At 69.8% G+C, this 21,621-nt stretch carries 23 protein-coding genes; 13 read left to right on the top strand and 10 right to left on the bottom strand.

Going from position 1 to position 21,621, the window contains the following annotated elements:
- Window position 1 precedes the first annotated feature (1 nt).
- Window positions 2–1,525: a serine hydrolase domain-containing protein gene (locus BMY74_RS01440; protein WP_089908172.1), complete on the top strand. Its 1,524-nt coding sequence runs from the start codon at window positions 2–4 to the stop codon at window positions 1,523–1,525.
- Here BMY74_RS01440 and pdxR read toward each other — a convergent pair.
- The gene (pdxR, locus tag BMY74_RS01435) at window positions 1,508–2,845 is read right to left on the bottom strand and encodes a MocR-like pyridoxine biosynthesis transcription factor PdxR (RefSeq protein ID WP_089908167.1); all 1,338 of its coding nucleotides are present in this window, start codon (window positions 2,843–2,845) and stop codon (window positions 1,508–1,510) included. The two genes, BMY74_RS01440 and pdxR, sit on opposite strands and share 18 nt — an antisense overlap.
- 50 nt (window positions 2,846–2,895) lie before the next feature.
- On the opposite strand from pdxR, the gene BMY74_RS01430 reads away from it, so the two are divergent.
- From BMY74_RS01430 to murQ, 3 genes are all read left to right on the top strand, one after another.
- Window positions 2,896–3,342 carry a carboxymuconolactone decarboxylase family protein gene (locus BMY74_RS01430; RefSeq protein WP_089908164.1) on the top strand — a complete coding sequence of 149 codons (447 nt, stop codon included), beginning with the start codon at window positions 2,896–2,898 and terminating at the stop codon, window positions 3,340–3,342.
- A 70-nt stretch (window positions 3,343–3,412) separates the two neighbouring features.
- Window positions 3,413–4,333 (top strand): MurR/RpiR family transcriptional regulator, encoded by a 921-nt coding sequence (locus BMY74_RS01425; protein WP_177229522.1) that lies wholly within the window; start codon window positions 3,413–3,415, stop codon window positions 4,331–4,333.
- Complete coding sequence (gene murQ / locus BMY74_RS01420; RefSeq protein ID WP_089908159.1) at window positions 4,330–5,241, top strand: N-acetylmuramic acid 6-phosphate etherase; 912 nt, start codon at window positions 4,330–4,332, stop codon at window positions 5,239–5,241. The genes BMY74_RS01425 and murQ overlap by 4 nt, the downstream gene beginning before the upstream one ends.
- On the opposite strand, the gene BMY74_RS01415 is transcribed toward murQ, so the two are convergent.
- Genes BMY74_RS01415 through BMY74_RS01405 form a run of 3 tightly spaced genes read right to left on the bottom strand, consistent with a single transcriptional unit; the run spans window position 5,230 to window position 7,267 of the window.
- Window positions 5,230–6,360, bottom strand: a complete 1,131-nt coding sequence (locus BMY74_RS01415) for a globin domain-containing protein (RefSeq protein ID WP_245785827.1) — start codon at window positions 6,358–6,360, stop codon at window positions 5,230–5,232. The two genes, murQ and BMY74_RS01415, sit on opposite strands and share 12 nt — an antisense overlap.
- The gene (locus BMY74_RS01410) at window positions 6,357–6,788 is read right to left on the bottom strand and encodes an RrF2 family transcriptional regulator (RefSeq protein WP_089908152.1); all 432 of its coding nucleotides are present in this window, start codon (window positions 6,786–6,788) and stop codon (window positions 6,357–6,359) included. The genes BMY74_RS01415 and BMY74_RS01410 overlap by 4 nt, the downstream gene beginning before the upstream one ends.
- A 38-nt stretch (window positions 6,789–6,826) precedes the next feature.
- Entirely contained in the window at window positions 6,827–7,267 is a 441-nt protein-coding gene (locus tag BMY74_RS01405; RefSeq protein ID WP_211257779.1) for an Lrp/AsnC family transcriptional regulator, read from the bottom strand.
- Between the two features lie 106 nt (window positions 7,268–7,373).
- Between BMY74_RS01405 and BMY74_RS01400 the strand changes: the two genes are divergently transcribed.
- Both BMY74_RS01400 and kynU read left to right on the top strand, forming a co-directional pair.
- Complete coding sequence (locus tag BMY74_RS01400; protein WP_089908149.1) at window positions 7,374–8,189, top strand: tryptophan 2,3-dioxygenase; 816 nt, start codon at window positions 7,374–7,376, stop codon at window positions 8,187–8,189.
- Entirely contained in the window at window positions 8,186–9,286 is a 1,101-nt protein-coding gene (gene kynU, locus BMY74_RS01395; protein WP_245785826.1) for a kynureninase, read from the top strand. The genes BMY74_RS01400 and kynU overlap by 4 nt, the downstream gene beginning before the upstream one ends.
- On the opposite strand, the gene BMY74_RS01390 is transcribed toward kynU, so the two are convergent.
- Window positions 9,279–10,007 carry an oxidoreductase gene (locus BMY74_RS01390; RefSeq protein ID WP_089908142.1) on the bottom strand — a complete coding sequence of 243 codons (729 nt, stop codon included), beginning with the start codon at window positions 10,005–10,007 and terminating at the stop codon, window positions 9,279–9,281. The two genes, kynU and BMY74_RS01390, sit on opposite strands and share 8 nt — an antisense overlap.
- A gap of 259 nt (window positions 10,008–10,266) precedes the next feature.
- Here BMY74_RS01390 and acs point away from each other — a divergent pair, with 259 nt between their 5' ends.
- The 4 genes from acs (at window position 10,267) to BMY74_RS01375 (ending at window position 14,889) form a co-directional block, all read left to right on the top strand.
- Window positions 10,267–12,249: an acetate--CoA ligase gene (gene acs, locus BMY74_RS01385; RefSeq protein ID WP_089908141.1), complete on the top strand. Its 1,983-nt coding sequence runs from the start codon at window positions 10,267–10,269 to the stop codon at window positions 12,247–12,249.
- 131 nt (window positions 12,250–12,380) lie between these two features.
- On the top strand, window positions 12,381–13,538 hold the full coding sequence (gene nhaA / locus BMY74_RS01380) for a Na+/H+ antiporter NhaA (protein WP_089908137.1): 1,158 nt from the start codon (window positions 12,381–12,383) through the stop codon (window positions 13,536–13,538).
- Entirely contained in the window at window positions 13,535–13,975 is a 441-nt protein-coding gene (locus BMY74_RS45970; protein ID WP_245785825.1) for a phage holin family protein, read from the top strand. Before nhaA ends, BMY74_RS45970 begins: the two co-directional genes overlap by 4 nt.
- Window positions 13,972–14,889, top strand: coding sequence for an alpha/beta fold hydrolase (locus BMY74_RS01375; protein ID WP_245785905.1), 918 nt, complete (start codon window positions 13,972–13,974; stop codon window positions 14,887–14,889). Before BMY74_RS45970 ends, BMY74_RS01375 begins: the two co-directional genes overlap by 4 nt.
- Here the strand turns inward: BMY74_RS01375 and BMY74_RS01370 are convergent.
- Window positions 14,861–16,345 carry an FAD-dependent oxidoreductase gene (locus BMY74_RS01370; RefSeq protein WP_089908133.1) on the bottom strand — a complete coding sequence of 495 codons (1,485 nt, stop codon included), beginning with the start codon at window positions 16,343–16,345 and terminating at the stop codon, window positions 14,861–14,863. The genes BMY74_RS01375 and BMY74_RS01370 overlap by 29 nt on opposite strands.
- 69 nt (window positions 16,346–16,414) lie before the next feature.
- Between BMY74_RS01370 and BMY74_RS01365 the strand changes: the two genes are divergently transcribed.
- Entirely contained in the window at window positions 16,415–17,188 is a 774-nt protein-coding gene (locus BMY74_RS01365; protein ID WP_089908130.1) for a TetR/AcrR family transcriptional regulator, read from the top strand.
- Here the strand turns inward: BMY74_RS01365 and BMY74_RS01360 are convergent.
- Genes BMY74_RS01360 through nth form a run of 4 tightly spaced genes read right to left on the bottom strand, consistent with a single transcriptional unit; the run spans window position 17,106 to window position 20,232 of the window.
- Window positions 17,106–18,293, bottom strand: coding sequence for a MarP family serine protease (locus BMY74_RS01360; protein WP_089908127.1), 1,188 nt, complete (start codon window positions 18,291–18,293; stop codon window positions 17,106–17,108). The two genes, BMY74_RS01365 and BMY74_RS01360, sit on opposite strands and share 83 nt — an antisense overlap.
- A 15-nt stretch (window positions 18,294–18,308) precedes the next feature.
- The gene (locus BMY74_RS01355) at window positions 18,309–18,968 is read right to left on the bottom strand and encodes an NUDIX hydrolase (protein ID WP_089908124.1); all 660 of its coding nucleotides are present in this window, start codon (window positions 18,966–18,968) and stop codon (window positions 18,309–18,311) included.
- Entirely contained in the window at window positions 18,965–19,528 is a 564-nt protein-coding gene (locus BMY74_RS01350) for a TlpA family protein disulfide reductase (RefSeq protein ID WP_089908121.1), read from the bottom strand. The genes BMY74_RS01355 and BMY74_RS01350 overlap by 4 nt, the downstream gene beginning before the upstream one ends.
- A complete protein-coding gene (gene nth / locus BMY74_RS01345) occupies window positions 19,525–20,232 on the bottom strand; it encodes an endonuclease III (RefSeq protein ID WP_245785904.1) in 708 nt (235 codons plus the stop codon). Before nth ends, BMY74_RS01350 begins: the two co-directional genes overlap by 4 nt.
- 136 nt (window positions 20,233–20,368) lie before the next feature.
- On the opposite strand from nth, the gene BMY74_RS01340 reads away from it, so the two are divergent.
- Complete coding sequence (locus BMY74_RS01340) at window positions 20,369–20,608, top strand: hypothetical protein (protein WP_089908116.1); 240 nt, start codon at window positions 20,369–20,371, stop codon at window positions 20,606–20,608.
- 206 nt (window positions 20,609–20,814) lie between these two features.
- On the top strand, window positions 20,815–21,489 hold the full coding sequence (locus tag BMY74_RS01335; RefSeq protein ID WP_030477589.1) for a Crp/Fnr family transcriptional regulator: 675 nt from the start codon (window positions 20,815–20,817) through the stop codon (window positions 21,487–21,489).
- The last annotated feature ends 132 nt before the right edge of the window (window positions 21,490–21,621 follow it).

The raw sequence follows: 21,621 nt of genomic DNA, 5'->3' as shown, positions 1-21,621 counted from the left end.
CATGCTCATCCCTGCCCTGGCCGTCGCACTCGTGACGACGGCGGTCCCCGGCTACTTCGACCAGCCCCAGGACGGTTTCGCGAACCGCTGGACGACCCTGCGCGAGGCAAGCCCGCAGTGGGCCGGCCTCGACCCGGAGCCGATCAACGCGGCCCTGGGCCAGCTGCGCGACTTCCAGAAACCGCAGGCCAACGGCAAACCGCTGTTCGCCGGCGCCGTCACGCTGTACGTGCACAACGGCAAGATCGTCACGCACGACCGCACGGGCTACGCAGTCCTCTACGAGGATCAGCAAACCCAGCTGCCGGAGGAAGAACGCGTCCCGATGCAGAAGGACACGATCTTCGACTTCGCCTCCATCTCCAAGCTCTTCACGTCGATCGCGGTGATCCAGCAGGTCGAGCAGGGCCGGGTGGCCATCGACGAGAAGGTCGCCACCTACCTGCCCGAGTTCGGCGTGAACGGCAAGGAGAACATCACCGTCAAGCAGCTCCTCACACACACGAGCGGCCTCGAACCGTTCATCCCGCTCTGGCAGAGATATCCGAACATCCCGTCACGTATCAAAGCCGTGATGGACGTGACGCCGAAGTCCACGCCCGGCACCACGTACGTCTACTCGGACCTGAACCTGATCACGCTCGGCGAGCTGGTCTTCAAGGTCAGCGGGAAACGCCTCGACGAGGCCGTGCGGGACGGCATCACCAGGCCTCTCGGCCTGAAGGACACCGGCTACAACCCGAAGGCCAAGGACCGCACGGCCGCCACGGAGTTCCAGTCGGCACCACCACGCGGCATCGTCCGCGGTGAGGTGCACGACGAGAATGCGTGGTCCCTCGGAGGAGTAGCCGGCCACGCCGGTGTCTTCGGCACGGCCAAAGACCTCGCGATCCTCGGCCAGACGATCCTCAACGGCGGCACGTACAACGGCCGCAGGATCCTCAGCGAGCACTCCGTCGAGCTGATGCTCACGAACTTCAACCAGCAGTTCCCCGACAACGCCCACGGTCTCGGCTTCGAGCTCGACCAGCGCTGGTACATGGGTGCGCTGAGCGGCCCGGGAACCGCCGGTCACACGGGGTACACCGGCACGTCGTTCGTGATCGACAAGGCTTCGCGCTCCATCGCGATCCTGCTGACCAACCGCGTGCACCCGAGCCGCGACTGGGGCAGTGTCAACCCGGCCCGCCGCGCGGTCGCCGACGGTCTGGCGAACGCACTGGCCGTCACAGCGCACGGAAAGCAATGGCGCGCAACGACTTCCGGCGGCACCCTCACCGCGGAACGCCCTGTCGAGGTGTTCGTCGACGTCGACAAGGGCGACAAGCTGACCATCCAGCACTGGAACGGCACCGACTGGCAGGACGCGAGGACCGTCACGACGACCGGACGCCGTTGGGTGCCAACGGAATCCGTGAAGACGAGGTTCGTCTACACCAAGGCGGGCCAGTACAACGGCCGCGGTGTGTACGTCCACGCCCGTGGCGACGTCACGGCCGAGGGCTGGTCAGTGGCACGCCGCTAGCACCTCGGTGAAGCCGGCGAGCGCCCGTGGAAACGCGGGCGCTCCGAAGCTCACCACCACGCCGGACCGGTCGTCGTCGCTCAGCTCGTGCCGGAACCACGAGAGAGGACTGACCTCGATCCCACGTTCTCGTGCTGTCTGCACGATCGCTGACTCGTGAGGCGTCTCCAGCACCGCGTGCATCCCGGCCGCGATGCCGGACACCGACACGTACGGCGAAACAGCTTCCACCAGACGATCGCGCCGCCGTTGGTACTTCAGCCGCATCCGCCGCACATGGCTGTCGTACGCACCCGACGCCAGGAAGTCGGCCAACGTCAGCTGGTCGAGCATGCTGATGTGCTGCTCGCGGTCGGTCTTCAACGCCAGGACCGGGTCGACGAACCGGTCGGGCAGCACCGTCCACGCGATCCGCAACGCCGGTGACAACGCCTTGCTCGACGTCCCCAGGTAGACGACGTGTTCTGGGTCGAGCCCCTGCACCGCCCCGACGGGCTGCCGGTCGTAGCGGAACTCACCGTCGTAGTCGTCTTCCAGCACAAGGCCGTCCACACGCCGTGCCCACTCCACGGCAGCAGCGCGCCGCCGTGGGTGCAACGGGCCGCCCAACGGGAACTGGTGCGCGGGAGTCAACACGCACGCACGCCGTTCATCGGGCAACTGCTCGGTGTTCGCGCCGTGGTCGTCCACCGCCAACGGCACGGTCGACGTCCACAAGGACCGGTGGAACCCCAGCCCGTACTCCTCGACGACGACCGGCGCCTCCAGCAGCCGGTCGAACATCTGCACGGCACCGCCGAACCCGGAGCACACCACGATCCGCTCGGGATCGGCACGGACTCCCCGCGCCCGCGCCAGGTACTCGGCCAGCGCCGTCCGCAGCTCGATCCGCCCCTGCGGGTCGCCCGGCCCGAACGCCTCCGACGGCGCCGCCATCAACGCCCGCCGCGTCGACCGGATCCACTCCGCGCGCGGGAACTCCGTGACGTCCGGCGTCGACACCGTCAGGTCGAACCGCACGCCGGGGTCCGGCACGGTGCGCGTCACCGGCGAGGGCGGCGCGACCCGTTGCGCGACAACGGTTCCCGAACCCTGACGCGCGGTCAGCCACCCTTCCGCGACGAGCTCCGCGTACGCCTCGGCGACGGTGTTGCGCGCGATGCCGAGGTCGAGGGCGAGCGACCGCGACGCCGGCAGGCGGGTCCCCGGCGGCAACCGGGCCGACCGCACCGCCTCGCGCAGCGACGCCGTCAACCGGTGCCGCAGGCCACCCGGACCGGACAGGTCCAGGTGGAAGTCGAGATTGGCCCACGATTCCACGCGGAGATTGCACCACGCCCAGGGCCAATCAGCGCCCTAGTTTCAATGACATGACGAACCGCATCGACCTCGCCAAGAAGGCCCCGAAGGTCTACCGCGCCATGATCGCCCTCGACGCCGCCGCCCGCGAGGGACTCGACGAGCAACTCGCCGAGCTCGTCCGCATCCGCGCGTCCCAGCTCAACCACTGCGCCTACTGCCTCAACATGCACACCGTCGACGCGCGGAAGGGAGGCGAGTCCGAGGCCCGCATCTACCTCCTCAACGCGTGGGAGGAAGCCGGTGACCTCTACACCGAGAAGGAGCGGGCGGCGCTGCGGCTGACCGAGGCCATCACCGTCCTGAGCAGCCACGAGTACGTCAGCGACGAGGTCTACGAGCAGGCGGCGGAGCACTTCGGCGAAGAGGAACTGGCGCAGCTCATCGCGCTGATCTTCACCATCAACTCGTGGAACAGGATCGCCGTGTCGACGCGGAAGAAGCCCGACGTCCGCTGAACCGGGCCGACAGGGTGACTTTCGGACACACTCCGTTGACCGTTGGAGTGGCGGTTAGTAAGTTTCCCACGTGTCCACTGAGAGCAGTGCCGAGTCCAGTCCGCTGGTGAAGATCCGGTCGTTGCTGCCGGGCCTCGCGCGCGCCGAGCAGCGCGTCGCGAAGGTGGTGCTGGAGAACCCGGCGACGGTCGCGCACCGCAGCATCACCGAGGTCGCCGAGCAGGCGGGCACCAGCGAGACGACGGTGACGCGGTTCTGCAAGGCCATCGGCGTCGGCGGGTACCCGGAGCTGCGCATCGCGCTCGCCGCGGACACGGCCCGCAGCCAGGCCAGGGCCAACCACGACATGGGCGGCGACATCGGACCGGGCGACGACCTGCGCCAGGTCGTCGGCAAGGTCGCGTTCGCCGACGCCCGCGCCGTCGAGGAGACCGCCGAGCAGCTCGACGTCGAGTCGCTCGACAAGGTCGTCCAGGCGGTCGCGGGCGCCCGCCGCGTCGACGTCTACGGCTTCGGCGCGTCCGCCTTCGTGGCGTTCGACCTGCAGCAGAAGCTGCACCGCATAGGGCTCACCTGCTTCGCGTGGAACGACACGCACATCGCGCTGACGTCCGCCGCCGTGCTGACGGAGGCGGACGTCGCCGTCGGCATCTCGCACACCGGCTCGACCGCGGAGACCGTCGAGGCCCTGCGCGTCGCCCGCGAGACCGGCGCCACCACGGTCGCGCTGACGAACTTCCCGCGCTCGCCGATCACCGAGGTCTCCGACCACGTGCTGACCACGGCCGCGCGCGAGACCACGTTCCGCTCGGGCGCGATGGCGAGCCGCATCGCCCAGCTCACGGTGATCGACTGCCTGTTCATCGGCGTCGCCCAGCACCACGTGGACTCGGCCAAGACGGCGCTGGAGGCGACCTACGAGGCGGTGTCGGGGCACCGGCTCGGCGCGAGACCAGACGGCCGGCGACGGCCGCGGGAGACGTCTAAATGACCTCCCCCCGGGACGGTGTGGTGGTGCGCGTGGAATCTCCGACCGAGCAGCGGAACCCGCGCACCGCGGACATCGACCGGGTGCCCACGATCGACGTCCTCCGCATGATCAACGACGAGGACCGCACGGTGCCGGCGGCGGTGGCGCAGGTGCTGCCGGACCTGGCCCGCGCGGTCGACCTCGGCGTCGAGGCGATCATGTCCGGCGGCCGCGTGCACTACGTCGGCGCGGGCACGTCGGGGCGTCTCGCGACACTGGACGCCGCCGAGCTCGTGCCCACGTTCAACGCCCCGTCCGACTGGTTCGTCGCCCACCACGCGGGCGGTCCGGAAGCCCTCGTCCGTGCCGTCGAGGAGGTCGAGGACCACTCCGGAGCCGCCCAGATCCGCCGCCACGCCACGGCGAAGGACCTGGTCGTGGGCGTGACGGCATCCGGGCGCACGCCGTTCGTGATCGGCGCGCTGGAAGAGGCGCAAGCGCTTGGCGCGCACACCGTGCTGGTCTCGAACAACGCCTCGGTGCCGTTCGCGCCGGACGTCCTCGTCGCGCTGAACACCGGTCCGGAGGCCATCGCCGGCTCCACCCGGATGAAGGCGGGATCGGCCCAGAAGCTGGTCCTGACGTCGTTCTCCACCGCGGTGATGGTCAAGCTCGGCCGCACCTACTCGAACCTGATGGTCAGCATGCGCGCGACGAACGCGAAGCTGCGCGGCCGGACCATCCGGATCCTGCACGAGGCCACCGGGCAGTCCGAGGACGCCTGCGAACAGGCGCTCGCGGACGCGTCCGGCGACCTCAAGGTGGCGCTGGTGCACCTGTTGTCGGGTGTGCCGACCGAACGTGCGGCCGCCGCGTTGGAGGACACCAAGGGCCACGTCCGCAACGCCCTGGACCGGCTAGCGGGTTAGGTCGGGCCCGAAGACCTCGTAGTGGATGTCGGTGACACCCGTCGCGAGCAGCTGGGCCCGCATCGCGCGCAGGAACGGCACGGGTCCGCACAGGTAGGCGGTGGTGTCCGCCGGCACCTCGACCCCGGCGAGGTCGACGTACCCGGTGAGCTCGGCCGGCCACTCCCCGATCGGCTTCTCGTAGAAGACGTGCGCCCGCGCGTCCTCCAGCTTGGCGACGAGCTGGGCGAGCTCGGCGCGGAACGGGTGGGTGAGCTGGTCGCGGTCACCGTGCACCGCGATCACCCGCCGGGGCGAGCCGGTGAACGCCAGCTCGCCGAGCATCGAGATCATCGGCGTGCAGCCGATGCCCGCCGACGCGAGCAGCACCGGGCCGTCGCCGGGCTGCAGCGTCAGGTCCCCGGCGGGCTGGCTGACCAGCACGGTGGCGCCGACCGGCACGTGGTCGTGCAGGTGGTTCGACACCTCGCCGTCGCGCTTCACCGAGAACTGCAGCGCGTCGTCGGACCGCCCGGACAGGCTGTACTGGCGGATCTGCCGCGCGCCGTCGGCGAGCGGCACCTGCACCGACACGTACTGACCCGGCTCACCCGCGCGTACCTGGCCGTCGAGCGGCCTGACCACGAACGTCACCACGTCGTCGGTCTCCTGGAACCGCGCGATGACCCGGTGTTCCCGCTGCCCCTGCGGCAGGAAGCGCTCGAGGCCGATGAGCGTGTCGGCCATCAGCCAGTAGACCTCGCTCCAGGCCGCCGCGACCTCGTCCGAGACGTCGAGGACCTCGGCGACGGCACCGAGCAGGTGCTTGTGCACGACCGCGTACTGGCCGGGCGTGACGCCGACCGAGACGTGCTTGTGGGCGATGCGCCGCAGCATCGCGTCGGGCGTCCGCCCGGCGAGCAGGCCCGAGGCGAACGCGGCGATCGAACCGGCCAGCGCCTGGGCCTGCGTGCCGTTGGCCTGGTTGCCGCGGTTGAACAGGTCGCGCAGCAGCACCGGGTGCTCTGCGAACATGCGCTCGTAGAACAACGCGCTGATCTCGCCGATCGCGGCGCCGACGGCGGGCAGGGTGGCTTCGACCAGCTCGGCCGACTTCGAGGACAACATCGTCTTCCTCACTTCAGCTGCAGGGTGAGCAGCACGGGACCGGTGGGATCAGCGACGAGGTCCTCGACGCGCAGCGGATCGAGCGAGGCGTAAAAGGCTTCCTGGGCCTGGCGCAGCGCACGCCGCAACCGGCAGGCGGAGCTCAACGGGCAGGCGACCTCGCCCTCGCAGTCGACGACGTCGCCCACGCCTTCCAGCTGCCGCATCAGGCGGCCGACGGAGACGGCCCGGCCTTCGGCGGTGAGCGCGAGCCCACCACCCCGGCCGCGCCGCGCCTCCACGACACCGAGGTGCTGCAACTGGGCGACGACCTTGGCCGCGTGGGTGTACTGCACGCCCATGACCTCCGCGACCTCTCGCGTGGTCGGGTTCGCCGGACCGGCGACGGCCAGCCGCATCACGATCCGCAGCGCGATGTCGGTGCTCTTGGTCAGCCTCACGGAGGCGACGTTAGCTTAATTGGAATCTCAGATGCATGTTATCCGGGCAACACCGGGCGCCACGGGATCGGTGTCGACAGCACCATTGCGCTGGACGTCTCGCCATGGGCCGCCAGCCGGACCAGCAGGCGTTCCAACTCCACGATCGACGTGGTGACGACCTTCACGACCGAGCAGATGTCCCCCGTCAGCCGCACGACCTCGACCACCTCGGGGAGGTCGTCGAGGAGTTCCGGATGCACCGTGATGCACCTGGGGCCGTAGCACTTCATGCGCACCAACGCGACGACCGGACGTCCGACGACGGTGGGGTCGACCACGGCGCGATAGCCGGTGATCGCGCCCATGTTCTCCAGTCGACGGACCCGTTGCGCGACCGTCGGCGGCGAGACGTGAACCCGGCGCGCGAGTTCGTTGTACGACAGGCGCGCATCCTCTTGGAGCGCCTCCAACAGGGCCTTGTCCACCTCGTCCAACATGAACGCAAAGCTACTCGGCGATCTGTTTTGCGTTTGGAAGAACTTCGGCGCGAACGCCTTTCATCGCCCATTCAGGTGACGAGCGGTTCCGGCGACGATTGAGACCATGAGCTGCCCCGTCTCCCCGAAGCTGGATTTCGGCGGCACCACGCCGTACGAGGACTACGTGCACGCGTCGGTGCTGCACACCCTCCAGCAGCAGTGGTCCAAAGATCCGCGCGAGATGTCGTTCCTGGTCATCACGCAGGTGATGGAGCTGTACTTCGGCCTGCTGTGCTTCGAGTGGCGCCAGGCCCAGACCGAGCTGCGCGCCGACGACCTGCGCGCCGCCGTCCGCACCCTGCGCAGGTCCGACCTGCACCTCCAGGCGCTGTCCGCCGCGTGGCGGCCGATCGCGCGGATGACGCCGACCGAGTTCAACTCGTTCCGCGACGCGCTCGGCGAGGGCTCCGGGTTCCAGAGCGGCATGTACCGCGAGATGGAGTTCCTGCTCGGCGAGAAGTCGCGGTCGATGCTCGTGCCGCACCGCGCGGTGCCCGCGATGCACGACCAGCTGGAGAAGTCGCTCGGCGAGCCGTCGCTCTACGACGACGTGCTGGCGGCGTTGCAGCGCAGGGGTTTCGGCATCCCGCAGTCGGTGCTCGACCGCGACCTGACGCAGGCCTACGAGCCGTCGGCCGAGGTCGAGCAGGTGTGGGCGGACATCTACCGCGGCGACGACCGCGACCTGCTGGAGCTGGGCGAGGCGCTGACCGACATCGCCGAGGAGTTCGCGCGCTGGCGCTACGACCACTTGCTCGCGACCCGCCGCTCGATGGGCTCGAAGGTCGGCACCGGTGGCTCCGCTGGTGTTGCATGGCTGGAGAAGCGCACCCAGCGTGCGGTGTTCCCCGAGCTGTGGACCGCAAGGAGCTACGTGTGAAGCGGGAGCTGTTCGACATCCCCGAAGGGGTCATCTACCTCGACGGCAACTCTCTCGGCGCGCCACCGAGGCACGTCGCCGCGCGCATGCAGGAAGTCGTTGCGCACCAGTGGGGAACGCGCCTGATCCGCTCGTGGTCCGAGGGCTGGTGGGAGGCGCCGCAACGGATCGGCGACCGCGTCGGCCGGCTGCTCGGGGCCGCTGAGGGCCAGGTCGTCGTCGGCGATTCGACGTCGGTCAACGTCTTCAAGGCGTTGATGGGCGCGGTGAAGGGCAGCGACCGCACCGAGATCGTGTGCGACGAGTCGACGTTCCCGACCGACGGGTACATCGCGCAGTCCGTGGCCTCGTTGACGGGCATGAAGATCCGTGCCGCTCATCCGTCCTCTTTGGACCTGACCGAGGACACCGCCGTGGTGCTGCTCAACCAGGTCGACTACCGGACCGGCGAGCTGCACGACATGAAGGCGCTCACCGAGCAGGCCCACGCCGTCGGCGCGCAGGTGGTCTGGGACCTCTGCCACAGCGCGGGCGTGCTGCCCATCGAATTGGACGCGCTCCAAGTCGACTTCGCGATCGGCTGCACCTACAAGTTCCTCAACGGCGGACCGGGCTCGCCGGCGTTCATCTACGTGCCGCACCACAAGCAGGCGACGTTCGAGAACCCGCTCTCAGGCTGGAACGGGCACCGCGAGCCGTTCGGCATGAAGCCGTCCTACGAACCGGATCCCGGCATCGTGCGCGCACGGGTCGGCACGCCGGACATCCTCTCGATGCTGGCGCTCGACGCGGCACTGGACGTGTGGGACGACGTCGACCTCGCCGAACTGCGGCAGCGCGGCCTCGCCCTCACGGCGTTGTTCCGCGAGCACGTCGAGAAGCTCACGAGCCTCGATGTGATCACCCCGGAGAACCGCGGCAACCAGATCTCGGTGCGCTGCCCCGATGCCAAGGCCGTGATGGACGAACTGATCGCGCGCGGTGTCATCGGCGACCACCGGCCGCCGGACATCCTCCGGTTCGGCTTCGCCCCGCTCTACGTCACCGACGAGGACGCGGTCAAGGCCGCGGAGGTCCTCGCGGAGGTCGTCAGCTAGCGAGCGCGGCGTCCGCGATGCTGCGAGCCTCGCGGGCGCCCGCCTCCAGCGACGAGCACACGAAGAGGATCCACTGGGCCAGGCCTTCGAGGGTCCCGGAAGCGAAGGCCACGGACGCGGCCTCGTACTCGGCGGACCGGCGCAGGCACGCCACCTCGGGCACGCCGAGGCCCTTGGGGTCGAGCCCGGTCGAGATCGACGTCATCCGCGCGGCCGCACGGGCGACCACCCCGTTGGCGACGTCGAACGGCGCGAGGCCCAAGAGCTCGCCGTGCACCACCGCGACGACGATCGGCGCCGGCACGGACGTCCCGCCGGTGACCAGCGAGCCCAGGAGGTCGAGCCGCTGCGACACGTCCTCCGACACACGCGGCCGCCCGACGTCCGACGTCAGGTCCGCGGCGGCGAGGACGTGCAACCGCGCGAGGGCCTGCAACGGCGCGCGCTGCCAGGTGGCGACCAGTCCACCCAGTGCCTCGGCGATGCGCAACGACCCGGCGAGCACCGGGTCGGAGACCTCGCCGGACTCCGGGATCTCGGTCGGACCGCCCTCCAGGGCCGCCGACGCGCGGGCCGCGCGGACGGACGCCTCCGCCGCCGTCGTGGCCCAGCCGCGCAGGTTCACCCGATGGCGGTGCACCTGGAAGACGGCGTCCTTGGCGGCGTTCGCGGCGTCGGCCACGCCAGGCAAGGAAAGCAGCGGAGCGAGAGGATCGGTCACGGTCGCGCAGAGTACCTGACCAGGTGAAACCCGTGACCCAGCTCACTGGCCGGACCGTTGAGCGCGCAACTGCGCCCGTTCAACGCGCCACACGTGCCTGGACCAGACAAAACGGGTTACACAATGACAGCCGTGTAACCGACCTCCCCAGATTGGTCTGAACCTTTTTGGGGAGGAACCTGTTGGAAGTGAACTGGCTCGCACTACGGTCAGTACCCGCATCCCCAACCGGTCTGGACTTTCCAGGAGGTCTCGCACCATGACGCAGTCGCCAGGCCAGGGCAACGCCCTGGACAACCTGCTCACGGAGAGCAGGACGTTCCCGCCTTCCGACGAGTTCGCGGCACAGGCGAACGCACAGCCCGCGCTGTACGAGGAGGCGAAGGCCGACCGCGAGGCGTTCTGGGCGAAGCAGGCGGAACGGCTGCACTGGGAGACCAAGTGGGACCAGGTCCTCGACTGGTCGGACGCGCCCTTCGCCAAGTGGTTCGTCGGCGGCAAGCTCAACGTCGCCTACAACTGCGTGGACCGCCACGTCGAGTCGGGCCACGGCGAGCAGGTCGCCATCCACTGGGAGGGCGAGCCCGGCGACAGCCGCGCCATCACCTACGCCGAGCTGCAGCGCGAGGTCTCCAAGGCCGCGAACGCGCTGACGTCGCTGGGGATCGGCGCCGAGGACCGCGTCGCGATCTACATGCCGATGATCCCCGAGGCGATCTTCTCGATGCTGGCCTGCGCCCGCGTCGGCGCGCTGCACAACGTCGTGTTCGGCGGCTTCTCCGCCGAGGCGCTGCGCACCCGCATCCAGGACTCCGAGGCCCGCGTCGTGATCACGACCGACGGCCAGTACCGCCGCGGCAACCCGGCTCCGCTCAAGCCCGCCGTGGACGAGGCCGTCGCCGGCGCGCCGTCGGTGGAGAAGGTCATCGTCGTCAAGCGCACCGACACCGAGGTCGCGTGGACCGACAAGGACGTGTGGTGGCACGAGCTGGTGGACTCGCAGTCCGACCAGCACACCCCCGAGGCGTTCGACTCGGAGCACCCGCTCTTCATCCTCTACACCTCGGGCACCACGGGGAAGCCGAAGGGCATCCTGCACACGTCCGGCGGCTACCTCACGCAGGCGTCGTACACGCACTTCAACGTGTTCGACCTCAAGCCGGACACCGACGTGTACTGGTGCACCGCGGACATCGGCTGGGTCACCGGCCACAGCTACATCGTCTACGGCCCGCTGTCGAACCGCGTGACGCAGGTCGTCTACGAAGGCACGCCGAACACCCCGAACGAGGGCCGGCACTGGGACATCGTGCAGAAGTACGGCGTCTCGATCTACTACACGGCGCCGACGCTGATCCGCACCTTCATGAAGTGGGGCGCGGACATCCCGGCCAAGTACGACCTCTCGACGCTGCGCGTGCTGGGGTCGGTCGGCGAGCCGATCAACCCCGAGGCGTGGATCTGGTACCGCGAGAACATCGGCGGCGGCAAGGCCCCGATCGTCGACACGTGGTGGCAGACCGAGACCGGCGCGATCATGATCTCGCCGCTGCCCGGCGTGGTGTCGACCAAGCCCGGTTCGGCGCAGCGCCCGCTGCCCGGCATCGGCGCGAAGGTCGTCAACGACGAGGGCGTCGAGGTCCCGCACGGCGGCGGTGGCTACCTGGTGCTGGACGAGCCGTGGCCGTCGATGCTGCGCGGCATCTGGGGCGACGAGGAGCGCTACCGCGACACGTACTGGTCGCGCTTCGGCGAGCAGGGCTTCTACTTCGCCGGTGACGGCGCGAAGTACGACAACGACGGCGACATCTGGCTGCTCGGCCGCGTCGACGACGTGATGAACGTGTCCGGGCACCGCATCTCGACCACCGAGGTCGAGTCGGCGCTCGTGTCGCACCCGACCGTGGCCGAGGCGGCTGTCGTCGGCGCGTCCGACGAGACGACCGGTCAGGGCATCGTGGCGTTCGTGATCCTGCGCGGTGGCGCGGGTGCGGACGCCGGCGGCGCGGACGCGATCAAGGCGCTGCGCGACCACGTGGCCAAGGAGATCGGCCCGATCGCGAAGCCGCGGCAGATCATGGTCGTGCCGGAGCTGCCGAAGACGCGCTCGGGCAAGATCATGCGCCGCCTGCTGCGCGACGTGGCCGAGAACCGCACGGTCGGCGACGTGACGACGCTGGCCGACTCGTCGGTGATGGACCTGATCTCCGCCGGCCTGCAGTCGGGCAAGTCGGAGGACTGATTTCCGCACTTGAAACGTGACGGGCGCCCTCACGCGAGGGCGCCCGTTCGCGTTAAGGTTGCGTCAGGGTGAGCCGGGAAGTCTGGTCGGCACGAGTATTCGTCGTACCTGCTGACCGCCCTGGGAGCCCCGTGACTCGCAAGATCGCCGACTTCGCCCGTTACCTCCGCACCGAGACCGTCGGTGGCACCGTGCTGCTCGGCGCCACGGCCGTCGCACTGCTGTGGGCCAACTCGCCGCTCTCCCCCGCCTACTTCGCGCTGCGGGACCTGCACCTCGGCCCGTTGAGCGTCGGCGACTGGGCCAAGGACGGGCTGCTCGCGATCTTCTTCTTCGTCGCCGGGCTGGAGCTCAAGCGCGAGCTCGTCGTCGGTGAGCTCTCGAACTTCAAGGCCGCGGTGCTGCCGATCGTGGCGGCGATCGGCGGGATGATCGTGCCCGCGCTGATCGCGCTGGGCATCGGCTGGGGGCAGCCGGGGATCGAGAAGGCCTGGGCGATCCCCGTCGCGACGGACATCGCGTTCGCGCTGGGCGTGCTGGCGCTGACGGCGTCCGGGCTGCCGTCGAGCCTGCGGGTGTTCCTGCTGTCGTTGGCCGTGGTGGACGACCTGGGGGCGATCGTCGTGATCGCCGTGCTGTTCACGGCGAAGTTCAACCTGCTCGCGGCGGGTGCGGTCGTGCTGCTGCTGGCGCTGTACTGGTTCCTGCAGCACAAGCGGGTGACCAGTCCGTGGATCTACGTGCCGATCGCGCTGGCGACCTGGTGGTTCATGCACGAGTCGGGCATCCACGCCACGATCGCGGGGGTCGCGCTCGCGTTGCTGACGCGGGTGAGGCGCGACCCGTACGAGGCCGAGGCGCCGGCGGTGCGGCTCGAGCACCGGTTGCAGCCGTGGTCCGCCGGCGTGGCGGTGCCGCTGTTCGCGCTGTTCGCGGCGGGTGTGCCGGTGGGCGCCGAGGCGATCGGGAAGCTGTTCGACGACAAGATCGCGATCGGCGTGATGGTCGGGCTCGTGGTCGGCAAGGTGATCGGGATCGTGGGGGCCTCGGCCCTCGCGGTGTGGTTCAAGGCGGCGGTCTGGCCGTCCGGGGCGGGGCCGCGCGACATCGTGGCGGTGGCGACGCTCGGGGGCGTCGGGTTCACCGTCAGCCTGCTGATCGCGGACCTGTCGCTCGAAACCCCGGAGACCGCGAAGGCCGCTGTGTTGTTCGCCTCGATGATCGCGTCGCTGCTCGCCGCGGTGTTGCTCATTCGCCGCAGCCGGGCACATGGCACGATGTCCGGGTGACCACCAGGGAGCACATCGCGTCGATTCCGCTGACCGCAGACGACCCCACCGCCGAGGCCTCGATCGGCGGCCTCGTCCGCGACGCGACCGCGCACGTGTCGACCCTCGTCAGAGCAGAGGTCGAGCTCGCCAAGGGCGAGATCACCAAGGAGATCAAGAAGGGCGTCAAGGGCAGCGTCTTCTTCATCGTCGCCCTGACGATCCTGTGCTTCAGCCTGTTCTTCCTGTTCATGGCGCTCGGTTTCGGCTTCGCCGAGTGGTTCGGCTGGGGCTACTGGGCGGGCTTCGGCCTCGTCTTCGCCGTGATGCTGCTGACGGCCGTCGTGTTCGCCTTCCTCGGCTACCGCAAGGTCAAGAAGATCAGGGCGCCCGAGAAGTCGATCGCGGCCGCGAAGGACACGGTCGCGGCCCTCACGCGCAGGGGCGACGACAACTGAGCCGCAAACCCGACCCGTCGGTGGTGCGGGTCGCGGGTCCCTGGACGCACCGCGACGTCTCGGCCAACGGCATCCGCCTGCACGTCGCCGAACTCGGCGACGGCCCGCTCGTGCTGCTGCTGCACGGCTTCCCCGAGTTCTGGTGGTCGTGGCGGCACCAGTTGACCGCGCTGGCCGAGGCCGGCTACCGCGCGGTGGCGGTCGACCTGCGCGGCTACGGCGACTCGGACAAACCCCCGCGCGGTTACGACGGTTTCACCCTCGCGGGTGACATCGCGGGACTGGTCAAGGCGCTCGGCGCTCAACGCGCGCACCTGGTGGGTCACGCGTGGGGCGGCTCCATCGCGTGGACGGTCGCAGCGCTGCACCCCCGCGTGGTGTCGTCGGTCTCCGTGCTGTCCGCACCGCACCCGCTGGTGACGCGCCGGGGGTTCCGCCGGCATCCGCGACGGAACTCCCACGTGCTGCGCTTCCAGCTTCCCCTCCACCCCGAACGCTGGCTGACCGCCGAGAACGGCCTGCAGGTCGCCAAGCTGCTGTCGGCGTGGTCGGGGCCGAAGTGGCGCTCGGCGCCCGAGTTCGACGAGGTCATCCGCCGCTGCCGACAGGCCATGACGGTGCCGGGCGTCGCCCACAGCGCGCTGGAGTACTACCGCTGGGCGGTGCGCTCGCAGCTGCGCAGCGACGGCCGCCGGTTCGCGGAGGCCGTCGACAAGCAGGTGCAGGTGCCGGTCCTGCAGATCCACGGCGCGCTGGACCCGGTCGTGCCGGAGTCGGCGGCGCGCGACTCGCTGCCGTGGCTCGGGCCCTCCTCGGAGTTCCGCTACCTGCCCGAGGTGGGGCACTTCCCCAACCAGGAGGCGTCCCACACCACGAGCAGGCTGATCACGGAGTTCCTGCAGAAGCAGAGCTGAACGCGGCCCGCAGGGCACCGGCCGGGTCGTCCGGCAGGTCGGCCGACCGCCATGCCACGTAGCCGTCCGGCCTGACCAGCGACGCGCCCTTCGCGGACAGCCCGAAGGCCTCCAGCCGCTCGACCCGTTCGTACCGCACGGCGAGGCCCGCCGTGGCCTCCTCCCACTGCGGGTGGTCGGCGACGAGCACCCAGCCGCGTTGGAACAGGTCCAAGGTGGACTTCCCCGGTTCGATCCACACGTGCGGGGCACGCGTGCCCGGCTGGCCGTTCCACCGCTCGGGGAGCTGGGCGGGCGGGAGCTCGGGACCCGCACCGATCACGGCGGCCGAGCGGTAGAGGACGCCGAAGTGCATGGCGTTGTTGTCGAACAACTCCGCGTCGTCGGGCTCGCCGTCGCGGTTGTGGCCGTCGTTGCGCGCGAAGATCTGCTGGTGGCACAGGGTGGCGACCGGACGCCGTTCCTCGTCGTAGGTGTCCAGGAGGGACGGTCGCGACTCTCCCTTGAGGACCGCGGCCAGCTTCCAGGCGAGGTTGTGCGCGTCCTCGATGCCGACGTTCGCGCCGAACCCGCCGCGGCTCGGCGGCAGCGTGTGCGCGGAGTCGCCCGCGAGGAAGATCCGCCCGTCGGAGAACCGGTCGGCGACACTCGCGCTGATCGTCCAGCGCCCCGTCGTGATGATCTCGACGTCCACGTCGTCGCGGCCGATGGCCTGGAAGATCTTCTGCCGCAGCTCGGGCTCGGTGTACTCCTGCTCGTCGAGCATGAGGACCCAGCGGCCGTCGCCGTAGGTGGTCAGGAAGCCGACGTCGTCGATCACGAACTGGCCGATGCCGTCCTTCAGGTACTCCTGCAGCGGCGCGCGGAACAGCACGCTGCGGGAGGTGTGCATGTAACCGCGGCCGGTGCGGGTGATGCCGAGCTGCTCGCGCACCGGGCTGCGGTGGCCGTCGGCCGCGACCAGGTAGTCGGCGCGGATCTCGTACGGCTCGCCGTCGCCCTGCACGACCGCCGTGACGCCGTCGGAGTCCTGGGAGAACTCCAGCATCCGGGTGCTCATGCGGATGTCCGCGCCCAGCTCACGGGCCTTGTCGCGCAGGATCGGTTCCATCCGGTCCTGCGCGACGCCGACGCCCGTGGCCGGTGAGTACTCGATGTCCGAGAGCTGCGCCGGCGGCGTCCAGAACGTCTCGTCGTACTTCTTGCCGACCAGGCTCTCCGCCCGCACGCGGCGCACGCCGAAGCCCTTGGCCATGCGGCTCTTCGGCAGCTCGTCCTCCAGGCCCACCGCCCGCAGCAACTCGCCCACCCGAGCGTTGAACCCGACCGCCCGCGGGTGCGGTGAGCTGCCCGGATGCTTCTCCACCAGCACCACGTCCACCCCGCGCCACGCCAGGAACAGCGCGGCCGACGTGCCCGCCAGTCCCCCACCGACCACCAACACCGAAGTCCTCATCGCATCCTCCCGATACGTCGTATCACTCGATACACTGTATCGCGATGAGACGCTGTATTGTCCAGTCCGATGTCGAACGAACCCGTGTGGGACCGCCCAGAGCCGCCCAGCAAGCCGTCACCGACCCCGTTGAGCAGGGACCTGATCGTGGGAGCCGCGATCAGGCTCGCCGACGAGGGCGGGCTCGACGAGGTGTCGATCCGCAAGGTCGCCGCCGCCCTGGGCGCCGGTCCGATGCGCCTCTACGGCTACGTCGAGACCAAGGACGAACTGCTCGACCTGATGGTCGACGAGGTCTACGGCGAGATCACGCTGCCCGAGCCCGGCACCGACTGGCGGGCGGCCCTGACGCGGATCGCCCACGGCATCCGTGCGGCGGCCAAGCGGCACCCGTGGTTGGTCGACCTCCTCGGCGGCAGGCCGCACCGGGGCCCGAACTCGCTGACGCACATCGAGGCGACGCTGGCCACGCTCGACGGCAGGCCGGAGTTCCCGACCATCGACCACGTGCTCGGCGCGGTCGGGACGGTGATGGCGTACGTGCACGGCGCCGTCCGCAACGAGATCGCCGAGGCCCGCGAGGAGCAGGCCAGCGGCATGACCGAGGAGCAGTGGCAGGCCGCGTCCGGGCCGTACATGCGCAAGGTGCTCGCCACCGGGCGCTTCCCGAGGCTCGCCAAGGTCATGTTCGAGGCCGAGCACACGAACGCCGCCGCGTGGTTCGACACGGGCCTGGACTACGTGCTCAACGGCATCGCCGCTACGACGCGCAGCCCTGGGTGGAGGCCCGGCGGGTCAGCGACGGCGCCTTCTGCACCATCGACTGCACCTGCTGGGCCGTGAGCACGAAGCCCGTCTCCGGGTCGTCGACCGCGGCGCCGAAGACCACGCCCATCACCCGGCCGTTCGGGTCGACCAGCGGGCCGCCCGAGTTGCCGGAGCGGACCTCGGCGCGAACCGTGTAGACGTCGCGCGTGACCGTCTGGGCGTCGTAGATGTCCGGGCCGCGCAGCAGCGGGATCCGCTCGCGGACACGGGCCGGCGACGACTTGTACGGGCCGTCGAGCGGGTAGCCGAGCACGATGCCGTCCTCGCCCGGCTGCACCTCATCGCTGCGGAACTGCAGCGGCGTGGCCTCCAGGTCCGGCACCGCGAGCACGGCGATGTCGGTGCGCGGGTCGTAGGAGACGACCGTCGCGTCGAACTGGCCGCGGCCGACCTCGACCGTCACCTCGTTCGTGCCGGCGACGACGTGCGCGTTCGTCATGACCCGCTCGGGCGCGATGACGAACCCGGTGCCTTCGAGCGCACGGGAGCACGACGGCGCACGGCCGCGGACCTTGAGCACGCTCGCCTGGAGCCGTTTCGCGACCGGGGAGTCGGCGAGCTGGCTGTTCGGCGGCTCGACGTCCTTGAGCGGCGTGCGGTTGAACGGGTCCATCGCCTGTGGGAAGCCCGAGACGTCGAAGAGCTTCTGCAGGTCGCCGGACAGCACGCGGGCGGCCTGCGGCATGGTCTGGTCGACCTTGCCGAGGATCACCGACTGCTTGAGCGACGACGTGAGGTCGGGCAGACCGACGACCGAGGTCAGCGGCAGCGCGATCATCCACGCCACGACGAAGACGACCAGGCCCTGCACGATGGCGCCCAGGGCGTTGTCCGCGCCGCGCAACGGCGACGCGTTGACCCGCGCCTTGATCGTCCTGCCGATGTAGACGCCGATGGTCTCGCCCAGCGCCACGAGCAGCACGACGATGCCGACCGCGAACACGACCTTGGTGACGACGTTCTCGAACTGGGACACCAGCAACGGCGCGATCTGCGTGCCCAGGATCAGGCCGACGAGCACACCGACGAACGCGGGGAGCGCGACGACCATGCCCTGCCTGGCCCCGGACACCGCGGCGATCGCGGCGAGGCCCAGCACGAGCAGGTCAACCCAGTTCAACCCGAAACCTCCGCCTCACTGTGTAGCGCGCAACGCTAGTTCAAGGTCACGCACATCGGTCGCATCCCACGGCTGCTCCCAGCCGCCGAGTGCGATCAGGCCGTTGATCAACCCCGCGGTGAAGCCCCACACCAGCATGCCCGGCGCGGAGAAGGCCGCTCCGACGTAACCCGCGGGGTGGCGCACGCGGAACCGGTTGGCGGGGTCCGCGAGGTGCGCCACGGGCACCCGCGCGACGGCGGCGGTCTCCGCCGGGTCGACCGGTGCGACGGGGCTCGGCTGTTCCCAGTAGGCGAGCACGGGCGTGACCACGAACCCCGACACCGGCACGTACAGCTCCGGCAGCGTCGCCAGTGGTCTCACTCCTGACTCAAGTACACCGGTCTCCTCGTAAGCCTCGCGTAATGCCGTGGCGACCGGCCCTTCGTCCGTTTCGTCCTGTGCGCCGCCGGGGAACGCGACCTGGCCCGGATGCGAGCCCAGCGTGTCCGACCGGCGCAGCAGCAGGATGTCCGGCCCGTGCTCCTCGGACTCGCCGAACAGCATGAGCACGGCCGCCTTGCGGTAGGCCCTCGTCGGAGTGCGCGGGTCCCGCATGAACGTTCGCCCGTCGATCTCCTCGGTGGCCTTCGCCAGGCGCTGCATCCAGTCGGGTGGCTCTGCCGCCTCCGTCATCGAACCGCCTTCTCCACCTGGTCCGGAGCGGTGAAGTACGGCGGATCGGTGATCTGCCGGACCTGACCGTCCGCTGATACGTAATACGTGGCGGGGAGCGACTTCGGCGCCTTGACCTTCTTGCGCAGCTCGTCGGCGCCGTCGTGCACGGACGGCAGCCGCACGCCGAGCCGGGCGAGCAGCTCCAGCCCGTCCGCCTCCCTGCTGTCCACAAGAACTGGGACGACGGGCACGGCACCTGGTTGCTTCGAGTAGGCGTCCAGCACGGGCAGCTCCTCCTGGCACGGCTGGCACCAGGTCGCCCAGAAGTTGATCAGGAGCGGGCCCTTGAGCGCGAGGGCCGTCCGGGTGCCGTCACCGAGGCACGTCACGTCGACACCGCCCTCGCCCGAGGGTTCGCACGGCCGGAGCTGGGCCTGCGCGCGCAACGCGGCCACGTCCTGGGTCTGGCGGGAGGGCGTGGGCAGCGGCGCCGGCGAGTCGTCACGGGGCCACAGCGCCACGACCCCCGCGAGCCCGAGGACGAGCACCACGACGAGCCAGCGCGTGCGGTTGTTCACGCTCCTAGCTTCTCACCGGCCCGCACCCGCTCGGCGAGCTCGATCAGGTGGGGCTTCTCCTCGCCCTTGACGAGCTTGGCCGCCTTGTCCGGGTCCTCGGGCCCGAGGCCGTACGACGGGCAGTCCTTCATCAGCAGGCAGGCGCCGCAGGCAGGCGTTTTGGCGTGGCAGACGCGGCGTCCGTGGAAGATGATCCAGTGCGACGCCATCGTCCAGTCGCGCTTCTCGATCAGCTCGCCGATGGCGTGCTCGACCTTGACCGCGTCCTCCAGCTCGGTCCAGCCCCAGCGGCGGACGAGACGACCGAAGTGGGTGTCGACTGTGATGCCGGGCACATCGAACGCGTTGCCGAGAACCACGTTGGCCGTCTTGCGTCCTACACCGGGGAGCTTGACCAGCTCTTCGAGAGTGCCGGGGACGACGCCGTCGTACTGCTCCACCAGAGCAGCGCCGAGTCCCAGCAGGGATGTCGCCTTGTTCCGGTAGAAGCCGGTCGGGCGGATCATCTCCTCGAGCTCGGTCCGGTCGGCGCCGGCGTAGTCGGCGGCCGTCGGGTACTTCGCGAAAAGGGCGGGAGTGACCTCGTTGACCTTCTTGTCGGTGCACTGCGCGGACAGCACGACCGCCACGAGCAGCTCGAGCGGCGTCGTGAAGTCCAGCTCGCAGTGCGCGTCGGGGTAGCCCTCGGCCAGCACGCGCACCATCCGGCGGGCCCTGCGCGTCAGGCCCAGCTTGGTTTCCGGCTTCTTCGTTGCGGGCACTGATCCAGAGTAGTCAACACGCCGGAACCGACCCCTAGATCCGCACTCGAATCCCTCATGCGCCACACTTCGGAGCATCATGACTGCCTGGCTTGTGATCGTCGTTCCGATCGTGATCATGTTCTTCGCGCTCTTCATGGAGCGCGTCGAAGCGAAGCTCCGGCACGTTGCCGTGCAGGAGAACGAGGTCGAGGAGTTCCTGGAGTCCGCCAGGCCCGAAGAGGTCAAGGCGCTCTACGGACACGGCATCGGTCGCGCACTCGACATGTTCCGCCTCCGTCGCCGCGGCAGGGGTGGTCCGCGCAAGCGCGTGCGGTAGGTCCGCGGCGTTGACAGGCACCCGAATGGCGTAGACTGGTTCGTTGGGCTCTGGATCGAGCCAGTCGCGTTGTTCCTACCAAGACGGCGAGCCGAGCGGCGATCCACAAGAGAGCCCTTAGACTGCAACGCAGTGATCGGCGGCACGGCGCTGACTCCACCAAAGATGGTGGTAGGCGTGCCGTCGCGTCGATTAGGAGGGACGAGGTGGACGAGACCCTGGCGCGAGCGGGCATCTTCCAGGGGGTGGACCCGGCGGCCGCAGAGGCGCTGGCGACGACCCTGGAGACGGTGGAGTTCCCGCGTGGCCACGTGATCTTCGCGGAGGGTGAGCCGGGCGACCGCCTGTACATCATCCAGTCCGGCAAGGTGAAGATCGGCCGCAAGTCGCCGGACGGCCGCGAGAACCTGCTGGGGATCTTCGGACCCTCGGACATGTTCGGCGAACTGTCCATTTTCGATCCCGGCCCCCGCACGTCGACCGCGACGACGGTGACCGAGGTGCGCGCGGTGTCCATGGACCGCCCCGCGCTCCGCCAGTGGATCACCAACCGGCCGGAGATCGCCGAGCAGCTGCTGAGGGCCCTGGCCCGCAGGCTGCGCCGGACGAACTCGATGCTGGCCGACCTGATCTTCACGGACGTGCCGGGCCGAGTCGCCAAGGCGCTGCTGCAGCTCGCACAGCGCTTCGGCTCGCAGGAGGCCGGCCTGCTCCGCGTCACGCACGACCTGACGCAGGAGGAGATCGCCCAGTTCGTCGGCGCGTCCCGCGAGACCGTGAACAAGGCCCTGGCCGACTTCGCGCACCGCGGCTGGCTGCGCCTCGAGGGCAAGAGCGTCCTGATCCTGGACCCGGAGCGCCTGGCGCGCCGTGCCCGCTAGGGGTCGGAGCACGAAGCTTCACCTGCAGCGGAGCCCCGTCGGCCGACGGGGCTCCGCTGCTTTTGGTTTCCGCGGGGTCGCGGGGTTCGGCTGCCGAGGCAGCGCGGGTCGGTGGCTCGGCGGGACAGAGGG

Origin of the sequence: Lentzea albida (assembly GCF_900111005.1) — a bacterium.
GTDB lineage: Bacteria > Actinomycetota > Actinomycetes > Mycobacteriales > Pseudonocardiaceae > Lentzea > Lentzea albida.
Note: the sequence above shows the minus strand (reverse complement) of the source record. Positions and strands in the feature narration are given on the sequence as shown.